The sequence below is a fragment of the Parashewanella spongiae genome, from assembly GCF_004358345.1.
Classification (GTDB): domain Bacteria; phylum Pseudomonadota; class Gammaproteobacteria; order Enterobacterales; family Shewanellaceae; genus Parashewanella; species Parashewanella spongiae.
On sequence record NZ_CP037952.1, the window covers coordinates 1613384 to 1632449 of the forward strand.

The following is a 19066-nucleotide window of genomic DNA, read 5'->3' on the forward strand; positions in this document are numbered from 1 at the left end:
ATGCTCAGAGGAATAGTATCTGTCATCGTTGGTGGAGCTGTTACCTTTGGACTGTTTGTCTTCATGGCCTTTTTGGTCGGTGGCGGCGCTAAACGCGCCGACACCAAAACTGAATCTCCAGTGATTGAGATCAGTATGGAGGAACCAGATTCCAAAGCGCAGCAAAAGCCACGGGTAAAACCAAAGCCACCAGCTCCGCCTGAGCAGCCACCTAAGCCTAATGTACCACCGCCAGATAATTCGTCTGACATTGATACAAGTTTATCGTTTAATCCGTCAGGATTATCATCAACAGCAGGCCGCGGTACCTTTAAATTGGGTAATATGATGACACGTGATGGTGATGTTACGCCTATCGTTCGTATTAACCCACAGTATCCACCCGCTGCAGCACGTGATGGCAAAGAAGGTTATGTAACCTTAAGCTTTGCAATTAACACACTCGGCGGTGTTGAAGATGTGAAAGTTATCGATGCTAAGCCAAAGCGTATTTTTAACAAAGCTGCACGTAGAGCTTTGAAAAAGTGGAAATACAAACCGCAAATTGTTGATGGTAAAGCGCAAAAGCGTAGTGGTTTAAAAGTTACTTTGGACTTTACATTGGATCAGGAGGGGTAATAAACATGGCTAAGTTTAATAAACTAGCGACTGCATTGTTGCTCTCTTTTGGTGCTGTTGCAATTGCTCCAGCGGTCAATGCTGCCGATAAATGCCCTATTGAATTACGTAAATCAAAAGCAATGGGGCAAAGCACAGGTAAAAAGATTCAAAAAGCCTTTAAAGCTTATGGCGAAGATTTGTTTGATGAATCGATAGCCATTTTGCTTGAAGCTAATCCTAAAAATGACTTTGACAAAGCCAGTGTTGCACGTTTTTTGGGTAACTTGTACGCCCAAAAGGAACAATATACCAAGGCTTTGAATCAGTTAAAATTAGCGGCTGATACGAATGTTTTGGGTGGCACTGAACACGCGGATACACTTCGTGCTGTTGCTGATTTATCCATGCAAGATAAGAATTACAAACAAGCGATCGAACACTATGAAAAGTGGATGACGTTTACTTGTAAGTCTGATGTTAAAGTCTATACCTTATTAGCAGTTGCACATGTGCAATTAAAGCAATGGGATGATGTGATTGTAAACGCTGATAAAGCGATTGCCATTGCAGATAAGCCAATCAAAGACTTGTATAACGCAAAAGTAAATGCTTATTTTAATAAAAAGCAAAATAAAAATGCGATTAAAGTGCTTGAAACAGCTGTTCAATTGTTTGACGATGATGGTGCACTGTGGCGTCAATTAGCTCAGTTTTATTTAGCAACTGAAAACTATAAGCAAGCGTTAGCTACTTATGATTTAGCTTATAAAGCAGGCTTTTTGGAATCAGCAAGCGATATCACTCGTCTAGCTCAATTATTGAGTCAAGGTGGTTCTGGCTATAAAGCTGCTAAAGTGTACAATAAGCACCTGAAATCTGGACTTATTGAGAAAAATGCTAAGAGCTTTAAACAGCTTGCTGTGTTTTATCAATCGGCTAAAGAGTTCAAGTTAGCGGCTGACAATTATGGTGAAGCGGCAGCCTTAGATAATGATCCAAAGCTTTATTTAAAGCAGGGACAGTTTTTAACTTTATCAGAACGATATGGACAAGCTGTTAATGCGTTTAATAAGGCATTGAAAGCGAACATTAAAAATCGTGGTGCTGTTCATGTAGAGCTTGGGAGAGCTTACTTGGAGCTTAAGCAATATAAATCTGCTTACAAGAGCTTCCAGTTAGCAATGAAGGACAAAAAATCCGCTCGCACAGCCAAAGGCATGTTGTCTTACGTGAAAGAAAAAGCCAAAATACATAAAGTTTCTTTGTAGTGATTCTTTCATAAAAAAACACCTCCAATATGGAGGTGTTTTTTTATGTCTATTCGGGAAATTATACCAATTACAGTAATTAAATAGCCAACTCAGAGCTATGTATGTGTTAAAAGTTTTTGAATTATCCCGACAAAAGCACTAAGTGCGTTGAACGCCAGTTTTGTATGGCGGCCGTAGGGAATATAGTACTTCAAACTTGCGTCTTGTACTGAAATCCTTTAGCTCTTGCTGAGTGGGAAGTTAATTACTGTAATTGGTATCAATCCCAATAAATGACTTCGAGCTGCTTTTTAGGTTGATTGGCAAGTTTTTCAGAGGCTTTTTTCACTTTAATAAAAAGTCCATCAGATTGCTTACATATAGACGGCATACAATGCCCAGCAGTTATTTTACAATCAAAGCGTTGATTATAATTATGATGAGCATCTAAGCGCACTTCCTCAATAGCATCTGTTACACGCTGAATAGTGGCCTTCATGCCATAATCATCAACATTGAACACACCAATAGTGAAATAACCTTTTTCATGTCTTGCAATTAAGTCATTATTTCTTAATAAACGACTTTTTAGCTTAGAAGATAGTTTTTTGATGACAGGACTCATATTAGGTATTTCATCTATGTTAGTCCGCAGATACAATAAGGCTAACCCTTGTTGCTTTGATAAATGTTTTTGCCATTCTCGATTGAACGCTTCAATAAAGTATGTGTGATTATATACACCGGTCTCTGTATCTCTAAAAGCCGGTTTTCTCCATGAGTACAACATGCTTTACCCCTAAAAAAGCACTCAACAAACAGCTACAAGTATAGATGACTATTTTGTAATAATTTTAATAACCCTTTATTTCACAAGTAAATAGCAATAATTAATGTTTGCTTGAGATGAATTTTAGATAAGACTTGCAGGTATAAAAATGAAAAAATCCCTCATCATGTTAGCCGTTGGAGCAGTGCTTTCACTGTCTGCCTGTGATAACAATTCAGCACAAAATCAATCAGAGCAAAAAACGACCGAGCAAACAAAGCAAGTTAAAGCAGGTGCGGCGTACAATAAGCTTGTCGATCAGTTTTTTAAAGATCAATTGGCTTTGAATCCATTGATGGCGACATTTGTTGGTGTGAGTGATTATAACGATCAATTTGGCGGTGATTTAACCGAAAAATACCTTAAAGATCGCCATGATCTTAACCAAAGCTATTTTGATAAAGTTAGAAAAATTGATCGTAATGCTCTGTCGCCTGATCTGCAATTGAGTTACGATTTATTTGCTTATGATCGTGATATGTCGCTTATCGGTGAAACCTTTCCAGATCGTTGGTTGCCGATTAACCAGTTTTACAGCACGGTAATTACTATGGTGCAGCTTGGCAGTGGAGAAAGTGCGCAACCGTTTAATACCGTAGCCGATTATAAAAATTGGTTATCACGCCTAGACGGCTTTATTGACTGGACAAAACTGGCACAACAACGGATGGATGAAGGCATTGAAAATAAAGTCGTGCTGCCAAGAGTGCTTGTCGAGCGTTTTATTCCTCAGCTGCAAGCCCAAATTGTTGCCAAACCAGAGGAAAGCATTTTTTATTCGCCAATCAACAATTTTCCAGAAAGCTTCTCGGCTGATGATAAAACCAAATTAACCGCTGAATATCAATCGATGATTGTTGAAAAGCTTATGCCAGCATTTACTTCTTTAGAGAAGTACTTTGTATCGACCTATTTGCCGAACGCCCGTGCTTCCGACGGTTGGTCAGCAATGCCAAATGGTAAAAAGTGGTATCAATACTTAGCAAACTCGCACACCACAACAAAATTACCAGTTGATGAAATTCACGAAATTGGTTTAAAAGAAGTTGCACGAATATTATCTGAAATGGATCAAGTTCGTGAAAAAGTTGGATTTAAGGGTGATTTAAAAGCCTTTTTCGGTTCACTTTCATCAGAGTCTCAGTACTTTTTCACAGATAGACAAGGATTAGTAGATGGCTATATGGATCTTAAAAAGACGATAAATAAAGAGCTTCCTAAATACTTTAATGTTATGCCTGTTGCGGATTATGTGGTTAAGCCTGTAGAAAGCTTTCGTGAAAAGTCAGCGGCTGGTGCGTCCTATGAGTCTCCCGCGGTGGACGGTTCACGCCCTGGTATCTTTTATATCAATACCTATAACTTAAAAGCTCAACCAAAATGGGGGATGACGACGTTGTCGCTGCATGAAGCCGCACCTGGTCACCATTTCCAAATTGCGATTAAGCAAGAATTGCAAGGTGTACCTGAGTTCCAACGTTTCAGTGGCTATACCGCCTTTGAAGAAGGCTGGGCATTATATGCAGAATATTTAGGTATCGAGATGGGCGTGTTCTCAGATCCTTATCAATACTTCGGTAAGCTTTCTGATGAAATGCTGCGTGCAATGAGACTTGTTGTTGACACAGGCTTGCATGCAAAGGGTTGGAGCCGTGAGCAAGCTATTCAGTATATGAAAGATAACTCACCGATGGCTGAAACAGACATTGTTGCCGAAGTTGAGCGGTACATGGCAATTCCTGGGCAAGCCTTGTCATATAAAATTGGCCAGTTGAAAATTATTGATCTCCGCGAGAAGGCGGAAAAAGCACTTGGCACTAAGTTTGATTTAAAAGATTTTCATGATCAAATTCTAACCACAGGTTCATTGCCAATGGCTGTCATGGAGCAAAAAATTGATCATTGGATTTCATCTAAAAAGTAAGCCAATTTAATTTGATAAAATGACTAATAGTTTAAACGCCACTATTAGTCGTTTCTTTAAGGAAGAAGATGACACAACTTGAAACTAAAAATTTATCATTATGTCCGCTAACTAATGATGACTGGTCTGATTTTCTAAATTTAAATTTAGATGCAGAAGTTAACCGCTATATCCGAGTTCCAGATTCGCCTTCAATGATCAAAGAGAAGTTTGAGGGTAGAATAGGGCCTTGGACGTTTGAATCAGAGGAATGGTTAACGCTTGTTATAAGAGAGCATGACGGCAGTTTCGTTGGACTTAGTGGTTTTCATTGCACTGATAAAGACTTTAAGCATGTAGAAGTTGGTTATATGCTTGCTTTGACCGCTCAAAGAAAGGGTTATGCAACCGAAAGCTTAAAAGCCATCATCGATTGGGGAATAACTCATTTCGATGTTCATAAATTCTCAGCGTTTGTGTCAGTAGATAATATTGCATCTCAAAGGGTTTTGATTAAATCAGGGTTTCAACAAGAAGGCCTGTTACGAGAGAACAATAAAGTGGGCGATGAGTGGCAAGACGATTATTTATTTGGCCTGCTTAGTCGTGATTTTAAGGTATAATTGTTTTTTTGTATTAGTAATAAGGCATACAAATGTCTGAGATAGAGCAACTTCACCTGCGTGATGGTGACGAGTTCATTGAACTTTATAAAATCTTAAAAATTCAAGGCATGATCGCATCGGGCGCCGAAGCCAAGCAACTTATTGCCGATGGTTATGTGTTAGTAAATGGTGAAGTTGAAACACGCAAGCGTAAAAAAGTAATTTCAGGTGAAACCGTAAGTTTTAATGGTGAGTCGGTAATTATCCTAGCTGAAGGAGAAGAACTAATGGAACTCCCAGATGATGATAATGGCAAAATGTTGGCTGCAATGGCAGAAGCTGGTATGGATTTAAGCTTACCAACTGATATTGACTTCTTTTTAGTTTTCGAAGGGCAACGTGACGCAGAAACAGCATTAGAAGATCTTGTTAATTCTGATCTTGAAGGTGAAGTTGAGTTGTTATTCAACGAAGAAACCGCAAAGTGGGAATTGATTGTCAGCATAAATATGGTGCCTGAGTACGACGCAATTATTACTCAAGAGTCAACATTAAATGGATTCGCTGAAGAATTTGACGGTATTAGCGATGGCTGGGGCGTGATGCAACAGCAAGAAGGTGATACTGAGTTTGCTGATGAAGAACATGAATGCAGTGATGCTTGTTCACATTAACCGATAGATTACTGTTTATTCAGGTTATTGAGAAAACCACCTAATGGTGGTTTTTTTATAATGACCTTTTATTTCAATCAATAAAATAAAGAGTCCTATGGAATTCGAGCTTACCTTACAAATTGCACTACTGCTTTTTATTACTGCAGTATTAGCTGGCTTTATCGACTCGATTGCTGGGGGCGGTGGGTTAATTACAATTCCAGCACTTATGTGGGCGGGAATTCCTCCTATAGCCGCACTTGGTACCAATAAATTGCAGTCTTGTGGGGGAAGTTTTTTTGCAAGTTTGTACTTTGTTCGTCATGGCGTGGTTAAGCTGAACAATATGTGGCTTTCATTAGGATGTGCATTTTTTGGCGCCGCTGTTGGTGCTTTATGTGTTCAGCAAATTGACGCAAGTGTGTTGAAAATTGTTTTGCCGTTTTTAGTATTGGGTATTGGGGTTTACTTTTTGTTATCTAAAAAACTGTCGGATGAAGACCGCCATCAAATATTAAGCCCAGCATTATTTTCTTTCACAGCGGCATTATTAATCGGTTTTTATGATGGTTTTTTTGGCCCTGGCACAGGGAGCTTTTTTGCATTGGCTTTTGTCACCTTATCTGGTTTTGGTTTAGCGAAAGCAACCGCTCATGCCAAATTACTCAATTTTTCTACCAATATTGCGTCTTTGTTGTTGTTTGCTATAGGTGGGCAAGTATTATGGACAGTTGGGCTAATGATGCTTGTTGGTCAAGCGTTTGGGGCAAATATAGGTTCTAGATTGGTAGTAACAAAGGGCAGCAAGATTATTCGACCACTGGTTGTGGTGATGTCATTAGCAATGAGTGGCAAATTATTGTTCGATCAATTTTATTCATAGGGCACTCGATGAAATTCATTCATACATCGGATTGGCACATTGGCCGCCAATTACATCATCAATCGTTACTAGACGATCAAGCCTTCGTGTTAGAACAGATTGTTTTTTTAGCGAAAGCTCATAAAGTCGATGCTGTTGTTATTGCAGGCGATATTTATGACCGTTCTGTTCCACCTGCCAACGCGGTTGCATTGCTTAACGATGTAGTCACTCAGCTCATTCAAGACGCAAAAGTACAAGTGTTGATGATTGCTGGGAATCACGATAGTCATGAGCGGCTAGGTTTTGCGGCATCGCAAATGTCTTCCAGTGGGTTACATATTATCGGCCCTCTCACTAGTACAGTGAGTCGAGTTCAATTAACAGGTAAAAATGGAGACGCAATCTTCTATTCAATTCCTTATGCAGAGCCTTCGAGAGTTCGTAGTTTATTGGATGTTGAGGTTTCAACTCATGAAGATGCAATGCAAGTTTTACTTAAGCAAACCACACAAGATGATAGTAAGGGCTTACCTAAAGTTGTTGTGAGTCATTGCTTTTTGGATGGTGGCAGTGAGTCAGAGTCGGAGAGACCGTTAAGTATTGGCGGAGCTGATAGAATCAACCCAGACCTTTTTAAGCCTTTTGATTATGTAGCGTTAGGGCATCTTCATGGGCCACAGTATAAAGGAGCGGAGTATATACGTTACTCTGGTTCTCCACTTAAATACTCTTTTAGTGAAATCAATCAAAATAAGTCGGTTACTTTAGTAGAGTTAAATCAACAAAACAAACCGCCTTCAATTGAATTACTGCCTTTATCTGCTTTGCGTGATGTTCGCGTAATTTCAGGCTTTCTAAATGATGTGCTTGAAGAAGGAAAAGCAGATCAGAACAAAGATGATTATTTGATGGTTCGTTTACAAGACAAACACGCTATTTTAGATGCTATGGGTAAGTTACGGAATGTATACCCTAATGTATTACATCTCGAACGCTCGGGACTTATGAGCGAATCAAGCAACATCGAAATAAAAAAAGATCATATTAAGCAAAACGAAATGGACATGTTTTCGAGTTTCTTTTCGCAAACAACCGGTGATGAGCTTTCAGACTCACAACAAACATTTATGAAGCAACTCTTGAATGGATTGCATGGAGCAGAAGAATAATGAAACCAGAGTTGCTTACTATGTCTGCTTTTGGGCCGTTTTCTGATACCCAACATATCAATTTTAATGAGCTTTCCCAAAACGCTTTATTTCTAATCAATGGTCCCACGGGTTCAGGTAAGACTACCATTCTTGATGGAATTTGTTTTGCGCTTTATGGTCGTACTACAGGTAATGAGCGTGAAGGTAGCCAAATGCGCTGTGACATGGCGCCTGACTCATTACTCACTGAGCTTACTTTTCAGTTTAAACTGGGTGACGTTCAATATCGTATTCGCCGAATCCCTGAGCAAAACAGGAAAAAGAAAAGTGGTGATGGTTATACAGTTCAAAAGCCTGAGGCGCAGTTATACCGAATAAGCATCGATGGTGAAGAAAGTCTGTTAGTTGAAGCTAAAGTATCTGAAGCAACCAATCAAATAGAAGCATTACTTGGGCTCGATGTTGATCAGTTTCGGCAAGTCATGGTGTTACCACAAGGCAAGTTTCGTGATTTGCTGATGGCCGATTCAAATACCCGAGAAAAAATCTTTGGTCAATTATTTCAAACCCAAATTTACCGAAAAATTGAAGATAAACTAAAGCTTCAGTCGAGCGAGATCCGTCAGCAAGTACAAGCGCAGCAGAATCGCCGTGAAGGTGTGCTGCAAGCGGCAGAACTTCAAACAGATAAAGCGTTAGCAGAAAGGCTAGAAGCATTAAATCCACAAGTATCGCAAGCCGCAGAAAATAAGGCGCAAACAGCTAAAGCCTTTTTACAAGCTCAAAAAAACTATGATGCTGCGGAGCAACTAAAAAACCAGTTTACTCAGCTCACTGAACAACAGTCGATTCAAGGGCAACATTTGCAACAAAAGCCTTTCATTGAGCTACAAGAAGCGACGATTAAAAAAGCGATTAAAGCCGCTAATTTGGTACCATTACAATCCAGTTATGATCAACGAAAACATGAACTTCAGATAGCAGAGCAGCAACTTAATAAATGCGAAATTGCACTGAGTGATGCAAACAAAGCACAAACCTTATTTCTGCCTCAAATTGACTCTTTGCCTCAGTTAGAAGATCAAATAATACAAACTGAACAGCAGAAACAGTACTTAGCTGAGTTGCAGCCTTTATTTCATACAAAAACAGAGCTAGTAAACAAACACGCTTCAGTAACAACAGAGCTGAATAAAAGCAAAGCGCAACAGACATCGATTGGGCAACAGAATCAAACGCTGCGGCAACAAATATCAAGTATTCAAGCTGAACAGCCACAATTACAGTTAGAGTCAGCCGAGCAGTTAAGCATTCAACAAGCCCTGAATCAGCAACAACTGCTCATAGAGAATTATCAACAGTATGATTTTTTACAAAAACGTAAGTTGGAGCTTGATTCAAAACTACATCAAGCAAAAGCTCATGGTGAGCAATTACGCCAGCTGTTTGAAAAGGCGAATACCGAGCAGCAAACCTTGCAGCTTTCATGGCATACCAATCAAGCCGCGGTGTTAGCGGCTCAGCTCCAAGTAGGCGAACCTTGTCTTGTTTGTGGGAGCCTAGAGCACCCACAACCTGCAATTTCTCAAGGTAAACCGCCTACTGAAATGGAGTTACAATCGTCAGCTGATGCTACAGCTCTGGCTTCAGATAAATATCATGAGGCTCGCCGTGGTTATGTTGAGTTAATGCAGCAACAAAAGAGTGTTGTGGAACAACAAAAACCAATAGCCGAATTACTTGGTGATGTTTTATCTCAACCAATTGCAGCTTGCCAAACACGTTTAGCGGAGCTCCAGCATCAAGGTTCAAAAGCTGTTAACGCGGCAGACAAGCTTGTGAAAAACCAAAAGCTTTTGACGGAGTTAAATCAACAAGAGCAGAGTTTCCAATCTCAGTTGGATTCTGTTGGAGTTTTGATTCAAGAGCAGCTAAAGGCTGTTACCGAAGTAAGCACTCAGCTAGAAGAACTTGATAAACGCTTACCTGAGTCGTTGTCGACTGAACAGCAATTAATTACCGCTCAGAGCGAAAATGCTCAAAAGCTTAATGAATATACTGAAAAGCGTGAAAAGATTAAGCAGCAACAAATCAAGCTTACTCAGCAAGTTGTTTCGGCTCAAACAGCGTGTGAGTCATCAATCAAGCAGCAGCATGAGATGAAAGAGAGATTGCAAAAAGCGTCTACTGACTTTCAGCAAGCATTATTATCGTCAGGATTCGATTCCGAAGATGTTTTTACTCAAGCCGTTTTACCAGATATTAAGCTGACTGAATTAAAGCAACAAGTGTCGAAGTACCAGCAGGATTGGGCCGTAAATCAGGCGAAATTAAAAGAATTATCCGAACTATTAACGGACAAAACTGCACCTGACACTGAACTACTTGAAGTGGAACAACAAAAAACAAATGTGCAGATGCAACAAGCTGATGCACACTGGCAACAACTGCATGCAGAGCAATCACAGCTTAATCAAATCCAGCAGAAACTGGTTGAAGTAGATAAAATTGCAACAGCATTAGAAGATCAATATGCAGTGATAGGCACTTTGTCTGATGTGGCTAATGGTAAAACTGGTAACCGAATTAGTTTAAATCGCTTTGTGTTGAGTGTATTACTCGATGATGTGTTGTTAGATGCTAGTCAACGACTCAATATGATGAGTAAAGGGCGTTATCGACTAATACGTAAAGAGCAAAAATCGAAAGGCAATAAAGCTTCAGGACTAGAACTTGAAGTTGAAGACGCATACACCTCAAAAGTGCGAGATGTTGCGACACTGAGCGGTGGCGAAAGCTTCATGGCTGCGTTATCAATGGCGCTGGCTTTATCGGAAGTTGTGCAAGCCTATGCAGGAGGTATCAAACTCGATACATTATTTATTGATGAAGGTTTTGGAAGTTTGGATCAAGATTCACTTGAACTGGCTATTCGCACATTAATGGATCTGCAATCGTCTGGAAGAATGGTTGGTGTGATTTCTCACGTGAGTGAAATGAAAGAGCAAATTACTCAACGAATTGATATTAATAAAAGTTCTTCAGGAAGTTGTATTAAGTTAATTAATGGTTAATAGTAAATATCTCATGTAATCAAATGGTTGTGATTGTGGTGATAATCCATTTTTGTTCATTATTTAATCGGTTTTAATTTTGCGAGAATGGTTTTTTTTGATATAACTTTGCTCGTTTCTGCATTTGGCGGAGGACTATTTTTATTTTTATCAATTAAATTATGGTGGTACGAGACTTGACACTATCAAAGTCCCGATTAACTTTAGTGAAGTTTTCTTCGGTAAAATCGCATATTCAAAGTCTTATTTATATTTATAAACGACCATTTTTAATTGGTAGTGTGCTTATCCTTGGTGCACTGTTTTGGGGGATCACTTCAACTCATTCATCACTTAATCATCGGATTGAATTAAAGCTGGGTACCTATCTTGCCAAAATTGCAGCAACTACGGAATTTAGAAATGTTTTCTTATCAGAACCAAAGTTTAAACATACGGTAGTAAAAGGAGATACCTTAAGTAAGCTATTTATTGAGGCGGGTTTACCTCAATCAACTATGTATAAAGTCCTAGAAGCAGATTTGGATGTGTTAGTTTTAGATTCCTTACTGCCGGATAACATAATTGAATTCTGGGTGAACGATGAAGGTGGCTTACAGAAGTTAGTTGTATTTTATAACGCAGCAAAACAAATCGTATTCACTCGAATCCTTGACGGCAGCTTTCAAGTAGAAATAGTAAAACATGAAGGGGTATGGCAGCACAGAACGGTATCTGGAGAGATCACAGATTCTTTTTATCAGTCAGCAATAAGCAATGGATTAACTGATCAGCAAGTTCTCAATATTACCAATGTGTTAGAAAATAAATTCAATTTTAGTCGAGATATTCGTTCTGGAGATAAATTTAAAGTTCTACTTGATGATCAATATATAGATGGTGACGCTACCGGTGAAAGTAAGATACTCGCAGTTTATGTTTTGAGTATAAATGGGACTTACAGTGCTTTTCAGTTTTCTGATGGCAACTTTTATGATGAAAATGGCCATAATTTATATGCTGAATTCCAACGTATCCCGTTAAATCATAAAGCCAGAATGAGTTCTAAATTCAACCCTCATCGCAAGCATCCAATAACAGGAAGGATCACCTCCCATAATGGAACCGATTTTGCGGTGCCTGTTGGCACAAAAGTGTTAGCTACAAGTGATGGGAGGGTGGAACAAGTAACTAAGCATCCATATGCAGGCAATTATATTGTGATTGAGCACAGTGAAAAGTATCAAACACGGTATTTACACCTTTCAAAATCCTTAGTAAAAAAAGGCCAGAAGGTCAGCAAAGGACAAATTATTGCATTATCAGGGAATACGGGTCGGACTACAGGTCCGCATTTGCATTATGAATTACATGTAAACGGTAGTCCTGTAAATCCGTTAACCGCAAAAATACCTTCGGGAGTTTCGTTGACACGGCGGCAATTTATTAACTTTCTATCATTGGTAAAACGAAGAAAGATAATGATGGATTTGAGTTAAAACATCAGCCGAGGATAACGATTTTTAGCTAACCTTAGCGTTATTTGCCATTACTTTCAACGCGCATCGACATAGCCCATTTTTCAGTGCAGGGCAGCCGCCACAAGGTTTTTTCTTAAGTGGTTTATCCGCTCTAATCTCTGTATCAGGCTTAAATATGGATACATCGGGTGTCACGATATTAATGACTGTAGGCTCATGCTGATTTGTTTCAAAATATACAGCATCGTTTTGGCTTTCAAGCGGTTTGATAATCTGGTTAAGAGTCTGACAGATTTGCTGTTTTATTGCTTTTTTTGTTGGTTGAACAAGTTGGTGTTTTAATTCTTGGTAGGTTTTTTTAGCAAGTTTTTTGTTCTTTTTCTTTAATAATATTTTCTCTTGCTTACTTGATGCAATATCGACTCGGCCCATTTTCTTTACGGTCTTTTTAACCTGTTTTTTGCAGATTTTTTTAAGAGACTTTTTTAAATTAGCCATTATATTTTCTTAACTCGTGAATACTTAATGCAAGTTTAAATGAAAATTATTCTCAGTCAAGACTGGTGAAAAGATTAAATAGTTATAGATAAACACGAAATGTGTACAGGATTCTTAAATCAGAGTATTTGTCGAATCTATCCTATACCATTAATTACTGTAATTGGTATTATCCTAAATAAATTGGTTGAACACACAATTTAACTTTAACCTAGAAGCATCAGTTGACTGCGTATATGAACGCTCCCAACCGATTTATTTAGGATTATTGATACTTATACAGCATTTATTGAGTATCACCTTTACACACGGAGATTTATTTAGATTAAACCTAAAAACATCAGTTGAACGCTGAGTATATGAGTAACTGTTTGAGTCAATAAGATGACTTTATCATCATGGCTTTCACCCAATGAGTGAAGTGCTCTACGCTCACAAGCTTGCTAAAATGACTGCTATCTGCGTTGTAACTTTTGCAAGTAGAATAACTACTTGCTGCAAGCTACGCCTTACTATCAGCCATTTTTTCTATGCTTGAGAATGCAGTCAACTGATGTTTCTAGGGAGCGCCACGAAGCGCTTTATTCTGTTGCGGGATTTGTCTCAACGTATACGCAGCCAAGCGATTACATGGCCATAAACCAGAGACAGCAACGTTATTATTTATAATAAGTCCATCAGGTTGAAACGTACCTGACGGGATAATTACCAGTTCATCCCGAAATCTGACGGGCATGCATAATGGGTAACCGCTATGACATGAAGCCCTGTGACAAAGGCCTTGAATAAAGGTTGAGATGCAATGTAGGCCGCAGCATCAAGCGAATTCAGTTAAGCGTCGTAAATCAAAAAATGAAGATGGGGAGTCTTTCCTAGTTGACGAACCCTGACACAAACAGAGAAGCAACTGGTAAATGCATCTGTTTGATCTTCCGGCGTAATATGAAGTGGCATGTATTGAAGGAAATAAAGTGAACGTGGGAGAGCCTGAGTGTTGGAAGGTAGTGACTTCCACTATCCGAATATAAGGTAAACCGAAATTTCAGATAGGGCGCTCAGGCAGTCGGATGAGCCCATAGTACCGTTAACCGTGAAGACAACATAACTTCACATCAGGGAAGGGGCTCAGTGTTACACCCGTTTTTAACGTAACTTTTGAGGTGAAATTGCCATATGGCTAACACTCCAGTAAATATCAGAATATTACAGCGAAAACTTTACTTACGCTCAAAGCTTAACTCGGAGCTTCGATTTTACAGCTTGTACGATAAACTCAGTCGCCTAGATATACTCGAAGAAGCCTATCGACGATGCAAAGCCAATAAAGGCGGAGCAGGAATTGATGGCATCACATTCAGTTATCTAGAGCAGCAAAAGAAAGTCGTTGCGCTGTTAAAAGAAATTCAAACTCAATTACAACAGAAAAACTATCGACCTAGCCCAGTCAAACGAGTAGAAATACTCAAAGACAACGGCAAAACGCGGAAACTTGGGATCCCGATAATCAGTGACAGAATTGTGCAAATGGCGATGACAATAGTGATGCAACCCGTCTACGAACCTCATTTACATGAACACAGTTATGGCTACCGTCCATGTCGAAGCGCCCAGCAAGCGGTAAAAGTCATTGAAATGAGCCTAAAACAAGGCTACCAGCACGTACTCGATGCTGACTTGAGTGCCTATTTCGATACCATCCCGCACGCTAAGTTGATGGCAAAAGTAGAAAGGCGAATAAGCGACAGCAGCTTTCTGAGTTTACTGAAAAGCTTTATCAAAGCGCCCATCAGCATAGAGACGGTCAACGGGAAATGGCGAATAGAAGCAAGCCGATGTGGCACTCCGCAAGGCGGAGTTATCTCTCCACTACTGGCTAACATCTATCTCAACGATTTCTGTTTGAAAATACACGAAAAAACACCGTGTAAAATCGTTACCTATGCAGATGATTTTGTTGTACTTCATAAGCAAACCTACACACAAGAGCAACTGGACTGGATAACACAGCAATTAAGTGATGAAGGTCTGAAGCTAAATCAAAGTAAAACCCACTGTGTGGATATGGGAAAGCTGATGAATGAGTTTGATTTCCTCGGTTTTAACTTTCAACGGATCACAGGCCTCATCAAAGGCACCAGTTACATCAAGATACAGGCGTCTAAGAAGAGCCAAACAAAGCTGAAAAATAAAATCAGAGACATAGTGAAACACCGAACCTCAAATACACTTGGCGTACTGATAAATAAGGTTAATCAAGTTCTGAGGGGATGGAAACACTATTTTGGTGGGATAGGTTATCCCAGAGGTGTATTTTTCAGAATAAATGGATTTGTAGTAAACCGGTTCTATCGCTGGCATCGTCGCTTAAGTCAACGTCGAAGCAAGTATCTATCACGAGGTGCTTACGAAAAATTACGCCAAGCTGGTCTTGAGTATTTACCCACGACAAGATGATAAGCAAAGTGAAGGAGCTGAGAGAAGTGTAACAACAGAGCCGTGTGAGGGAAAACCTCATGCACGGAATCGAAGAGGGGCTGCTGGATAAGCGATAGCGAAGCCAGTAGCCTACTCTACTTAAACAGACTTTATACCAATTACTGTAATTGGTATTAGTGCTGATCTCCGCTTTCAATTTTGATGCGCTCAAGCGTTTCATCTTCAGGTGCGATACTAAAGTCCAAGCGAACTTTTACCGTTTCAGTTGTGTCAGGGTTAGGCTTGTACTTCCATTTTTTGACAGCATCTAACCCAGCTTGATCGAATACCCCAGCAGGGGAAGACTCGCTGACATGAGCGGAATGAACCGAACCATCTTTTTCACTAACCTTAAATTCAATAACAACAAATCCTGTTTGTCCCAATTTTGCTGCTTCTTGAGGATATTGAGGGTTCACTCGGACGATGGGTTTTGGACCTTGGTGGTCGTTACCTGCGATAACCGGCAAATTGGTCAATACTCCAATTGTACTCATTATCATAATGACGGCTAAGGTCAGAATTGTGCTTTTACCTTTTTGTTGGTGGTTTTTAAGTTGCATTATGCGCTCCTTGATTGTGGTTTTGTTTCCGTAGGGTGTAGTAAATAGGTGAGTTGCATGGTGCTGAGAAAAATTCACTAACATTTGGCTGTAATTTTGTTTTTGTTTTGTATTATATTTAACCGTTACATCAGCGTCACAGGCGAGTTCTTGATCTTGTCTGAATCTTTTGTAAGCCATCCAAGCAAGCGGATTACACCAAAGCAAGCTTAAAAATACCCATGCAAATAAATTCGCCAGTAAATCATTCCTTTGATGGTGAGCTTGCTCATGAGCCAAAATGCTTTCTTGATCCTCAGATGAAAGTTGTTTGAAATTAGCTGGAACAAGAATGCTTGGCGACAAAAAGCCAGCAAGAACTGGGGATGAAATATCCTTATGGCTGAATACTGATAACATCTTAAAACTTAATTCTTTTTCAGCTGTAGACTTAAGTTGATTAAGTTGACCGAGTTGGAAAATAAAGAATGTCTGCATTAACGCAAAACCAGTAACCCATAGGTAAATGGCAAGGTTATTATTAATGAAGGTTTGGTGTTGTGATAATTCAGATGCACTGTAGGTGCTTATTACTTTAACGAGTTCAATATCCAAGCTAACCACAGAGCCAAATATCCACGGCGTTAATGCAAAAGCAATCACAAAATAAGGTATTGAATACCAAAGGCTATAAACGGCGTGAATGCCAAATAAACGATTAACAGGCTTTCTTAAAATAAATATCAAGCAGGCAATCAACACAAAAATCACATTCAGGAATACAAATTGAGCAATCATTTTTGTTGCTCCTTTTTCCATTGGTCAATAATTTGTTGCAGTTCATTGATATCTGCAGCATTGAGTTTGTTATCAGAGGCGAACCCTGCAACTAAGGGAGCAAGCTTGCCGCCAAAAATTCTTTCTATGAATGACCGACTTTCCTTCTTTTGATAAACACTTTGCTCCAACAGAGGAAAATATGAATAAGCGCGGCCTTGTTTTTCAAAGCCGATAGCTTGTTTGTTAACGAGTCTATTGAGTAATGTTTTAATGGTTTTATCTTGCCATTCATGTTTACTCGATAAATCTGAGACTATCTCGCTGGCAGTCATAGGGCTTTGTACCCATAGTAATTTTAAAACAATGAGCTCGGCAGGGCTGATGTCTTTCATAATAAAAACCTTAATCTTATTGATTACAGTTGTAATTTATTGATTAAGATTACGCCTGTAATCATTTTATGCAAGAGATTTTAAAAATTAATTTCAAGTGAGTAAACTGAATGATTAAATAATTGGTATGAATACCATTCCGATACGGATCAAACGAGAAGTGAATATATTAAACTCAAAAACACAAGCGATTAACGACAATTAACTAGTTAGTCATTTATCAGGTTGATAACATTGCGCCAAATTCCAAAAGAGTTATGAATGATGCTGCCTTATGCCCCAATGCTATATATATCAGGGCAAGTCCCTGACTGTCTAAATGCTGATGAGAAAAATACAACAAATTTAAAAGGGGAAGTAGGCGTTAGTTGCATATCTGTTGACTCAGATTCAAGCTCAGGTACAAAAAAGGAATGTAGCGTTGAAGAAAAAAGGCGAACACTCCAGCTGCTAGGTTGTACATTGGATAGAAAAATAAATGATTTTTATAGGCACTTGTCAATCTATAGAGTTGGAGACAAATTATATGTATCTTCAAATAAGTCAGTCGAAGATAAGCCGTATTTTGAGCAATTGATAACTTTCCTTTCTGAGCATGCAGAAAAAGGTGAAGTCGTGGGTGTGTTTAATAGTAAAAGTGGCGTGCCATTGGTACTTGAAATAGTTTCACTTCAAATTGTAGATCAGTTTGTTGAGACGAAAAATGTTCTCTCATGCCGTTTATATGCTATAACTATTTCATGTTTTTCGTATGAAAAAGTACTTGATTCAGTCGTTGATTGGATTGAAAACTTAGGCCAAACATTACTCATCTTGTTAGCCCATATTGATGAAACCCATTCGCTTAATAGGGAAGCACATAGTGAAACTGTAAGTTTGCAAATTTTTGAGCAACTATCATGGGAACAAAAAAATGGCTGTTATACCGAGTTATCTCATTCCCTTTTTTCAGTAATAAGTCGATTGGAATACTGCACCATAGCCAATTGCTTGAAAGAAGTGCTTTCTTATCTACATAAGGCTATAAATGGTACTTTGACCGCAAAACAACACAAAAGTGAATTACTCACTATTATCAATAAATATCGAGTTATGGTGAACGCTGAAAAAAAATTGTGTCAACAAGGGATCACTCCTTGAAGTTCCAGATCGATATTGCTTCAAAGTAACTGTTCATCTTATGATCTTCAAAAGCATCGATACCAGATTCTTTAATCGCAGATAAAATACCGTCTAAGGCATCTAGAAATCGCATCCAAAAACCAAGCTCTTGATGAATTTCTTGTTCTTGTGAAATGTATAAGTATGTTCCAACATGGCTATAACCCATTGAACGTGTCGGGATACGGGTAACTATGTCATTATTATTATGGAACCGAAAAAACCGCGTTTTGCATTCATCATTAAAAATCCTTGATGTATTACGTGTCATTGCTCGCGGCTGCCCAAAAGTATATACGCTAGTGAAAGGTGAGTCTGTATGTATGAATTTTGCTGCTGCAATGGTGGCCATAGCGCCACCTAAACTGTGCCCAGTAAGAAAAAGTGGTCGAGGTTTACTTTTTTTGAGCTGCAAGTATTTTTGTTCTAAAGGCTTCCAAATATCATTAAAAGTGTTCCAAAACCCTTTGTGAAACTCGCCAAAAAGTACTTTTTTGTGAAATATATTAAGATTGCTGAGCCAGTCTGTTTTTTCATCTGATCCGCGAAAAGACATGCAAAGGTAATATTCATGCACAACTAAAATGGCCTGGGCATTGTTTTTGTTAAACCCATACACAGCTTCAAAGTTTGGATCGTGGGCTTGCAATTGTACAAGAATTTCAACTTCGTCTGGGATTGGGTTGTCATCAGACTTACTGGTATACACAGCTTGAGCAAGTAATGCCATCCAATAAGCATTACCAGCATCAAGTGAGGTTTTAAGTGGAGAAATAGCTAAAGACGTCATCCATGTTCCTTGTCGTTTTTCATTTCAATATAGAA

General features: G+C 39.0%; 16 protein-coding genes and 1 pseudogene. 12 read left to right on the forward strand and 5 right to left on the reverse strand.

Annotated elements, in window-relative coordinates; all coding sequences use genetic code 11:
* Positions 1 to 618: an energy transducer TonB gene (locus tag E2I05_RS06280; RefSeq protein WP_121852235.1), complete on the forward strand. Its 618-nt coding sequence runs from the start codon at positions 1 to 3 to the stop codon at positions 616 to 618.
* A gap of 5 nt (positions 619 to 623) precedes the next feature.
* On the forward strand, positions 624 to 1868 hold the full coding sequence (locus E2I05_RS06285) for a tetratricopeptide repeat protein (RefSeq protein ID WP_121852236.1): 1245 nt from the start codon (positions 624 to 626) through the stop codon (positions 1866 to 1868).
* A gap of 262 nt (positions 1869 to 2130) precedes the next feature.
* Here the strand turns inward: E2I05_RS06285 and E2I05_RS06290 are convergent, their stop codons facing one another.
* The gene (locus E2I05_RS06290; protein ID WP_121852237.1) at positions 2131 to 2640 is read right to left on the reverse strand and encodes a GGDEF domain-containing protein; all 510 of its coding nucleotides are present in this window, start codon (positions 2638 to 2640) and stop codon (positions 2131 to 2133) included.
* Positions 2641 to 2788: 148 nt separating this feature from the next.
* Between E2I05_RS06290 and E2I05_RS06295 the strand changes: the two genes are divergently transcribed.
* The 8 genes and pseudogenes from E2I05_RS06295 to E2I05_RS06330 all read left to right on the forward strand — a co-directional run bounded on the left by E2I05_RS06295 (position 2789) and on the right by E2I05_RS06330 (position 12411).
* Positions 2789 to 4603 carry a DUF885 domain-containing protein gene (locus E2I05_RS06295; protein ID WP_121852238.1) on the forward strand — a complete coding sequence of 605 codons (1815 nt, stop codon included), beginning with the start codon at positions 2789 to 2791 and terminating at the stop codon, positions 4601 to 4603.
* A gap of 68 nt (positions 4604 to 4671) precedes the next feature.
* Positions 4672 to 5205, forward strand: a complete 534-nt coding sequence (locus E2I05_RS06300; protein ID WP_121852239.1) for a GNAT family N-acetyltransferase — start codon at positions 4672 to 4674, stop codon at positions 5203 to 5205.
* A gap of 32 nt (positions 5206 to 5237) precedes the next feature.
* Positions 5238 to 5459, forward strand: a pseudogene (locus tag E2I05_RS06305) (RNA-binding S4 domain-containing protein); the annotation flags it as partial.
* A 15-nt stretch (positions 5460 to 5474) separates the two neighbouring features.
* Positions 5475 to 5861, forward strand: coding sequence for a ribonuclease E inhibitor RraB (locus E2I05_RS06310; protein ID WP_121852247.1), 387 nt, complete (start codon positions 5475 to 5477; stop codon positions 5859 to 5861).
* Between the two features lie 97 nt (positions 5862 to 5958).
* On the forward strand, positions 5959 to 6726 hold the full coding sequence (locus E2I05_RS06315) for a TSUP family transporter (protein ID WP_121852240.1): 768 nt from the start codon (positions 5959 to 5961) through the stop codon (positions 6724 to 6726).
* Positions 6727 to 6734: 8 nt separating this feature from the next.
* Positions 6735 to 7877, forward strand: a complete 1143-nt coding sequence (locus E2I05_RS06320; protein WP_121852241.1) for an exonuclease SbcCD subunit D — start codon at positions 6735 to 6737, stop codon at positions 7875 to 7877.
* Positions 7877 to 10933 carry an AAA family ATPase gene (locus tag E2I05_RS06325; protein ID WP_121852242.1) on the forward strand — a complete coding sequence of 1019 codons (3057 nt, stop codon included), beginning with the start codon at positions 7877 to 7879 and terminating at the stop codon, positions 10931 to 10933. Before E2I05_RS06320 ends, E2I05_RS06325 begins: the two co-directional genes overlap by 1 nt.
* Positions 10934 to 11109: 176 nt before the next feature.
* Entirely contained in the window at positions 11110 to 12411 is a 1302-nt protein-coding gene (locus tag E2I05_RS06330; RefSeq protein WP_243641033.1) for a peptidoglycan DD-metalloendopeptidase family protein, read from the forward strand.
* A 24-nt stretch (positions 12412 to 12435) separates the two neighbouring features.
* Here E2I05_RS06330 and E2I05_RS06335 read toward each other — a convergent pair whose 3' ends face one another.
* Positions 12436 to 12891, reverse strand: a complete 456-nt coding sequence (locus E2I05_RS06335; RefSeq protein ID WP_121852244.1) for a hypothetical protein — start codon at positions 12889 to 12891, stop codon at positions 12436 to 12438.
* A 1173-nt stretch (positions 12892 to 14064) separates the two neighbouring features.
* Here E2I05_RS06335 and ltrA point away from each other — a divergent pair.
* Positions 14065 to 15345 (forward strand): group II intron reverse transcriptase/maturase, encoded by a 1281-nt coding sequence (ltrA, locus tag E2I05_RS06340; protein WP_133309423.1) that lies wholly within the window; start codon positions 14065 to 14067, stop codon positions 15343 to 15345.
* A gap of 155 nt (positions 15346 to 15500) precedes the next feature.
* On the opposite strand, the gene E2I05_RS06345 is transcribed toward ltrA, so the two are convergent.
* Positions 15501 to 16706: a M56 family metallopeptidase gene (locus E2I05_RS06345; RefSeq protein ID WP_165905579.1), complete on the reverse strand. Its 1206-nt coding sequence runs from the start codon at positions 16704 to 16706 to the stop codon at positions 15501 to 15503.
* Entirely contained in the window at positions 16703 to 17080 is a 378-nt protein-coding gene (locus tag E2I05_RS06350) for a BlaI/MecI/CopY family transcriptional regulator (protein WP_121855118.1), read from the reverse strand. The genes E2I05_RS06345 and E2I05_RS06350 overlap by 4 nt, the downstream gene beginning before the upstream one ends.
* A 261-nt stretch (positions 17081 to 17341) precedes the next feature.
* Here E2I05_RS06350 and E2I05_RS06355 point away from each other — a divergent pair, with 261 nt between their 5' ends.
* Positions 17342 to 18220 carry a hypothetical protein gene (locus E2I05_RS06355; RefSeq protein ID WP_121855117.1) on the forward strand — a complete coding sequence of 293 codons (879 nt, stop codon included), beginning with the start codon at positions 17342 to 17344 and terminating at the stop codon, positions 18218 to 18220.
* Here E2I05_RS06355 and E2I05_RS06360 read toward each other — a convergent pair.
* On the reverse strand, positions 18210 to 19031 hold the full coding sequence (locus E2I05_RS06360) for a lipase family protein (protein WP_121855116.1): 822 nt from the start codon (positions 19029 to 19031) through the stop codon (positions 18210 to 18212). The two genes, E2I05_RS06355 and E2I05_RS06360, sit on opposite strands and share 11 nt — an antisense overlap.
* Positions 19032 to 19066 lie beyond the last annotated feature (35 nt).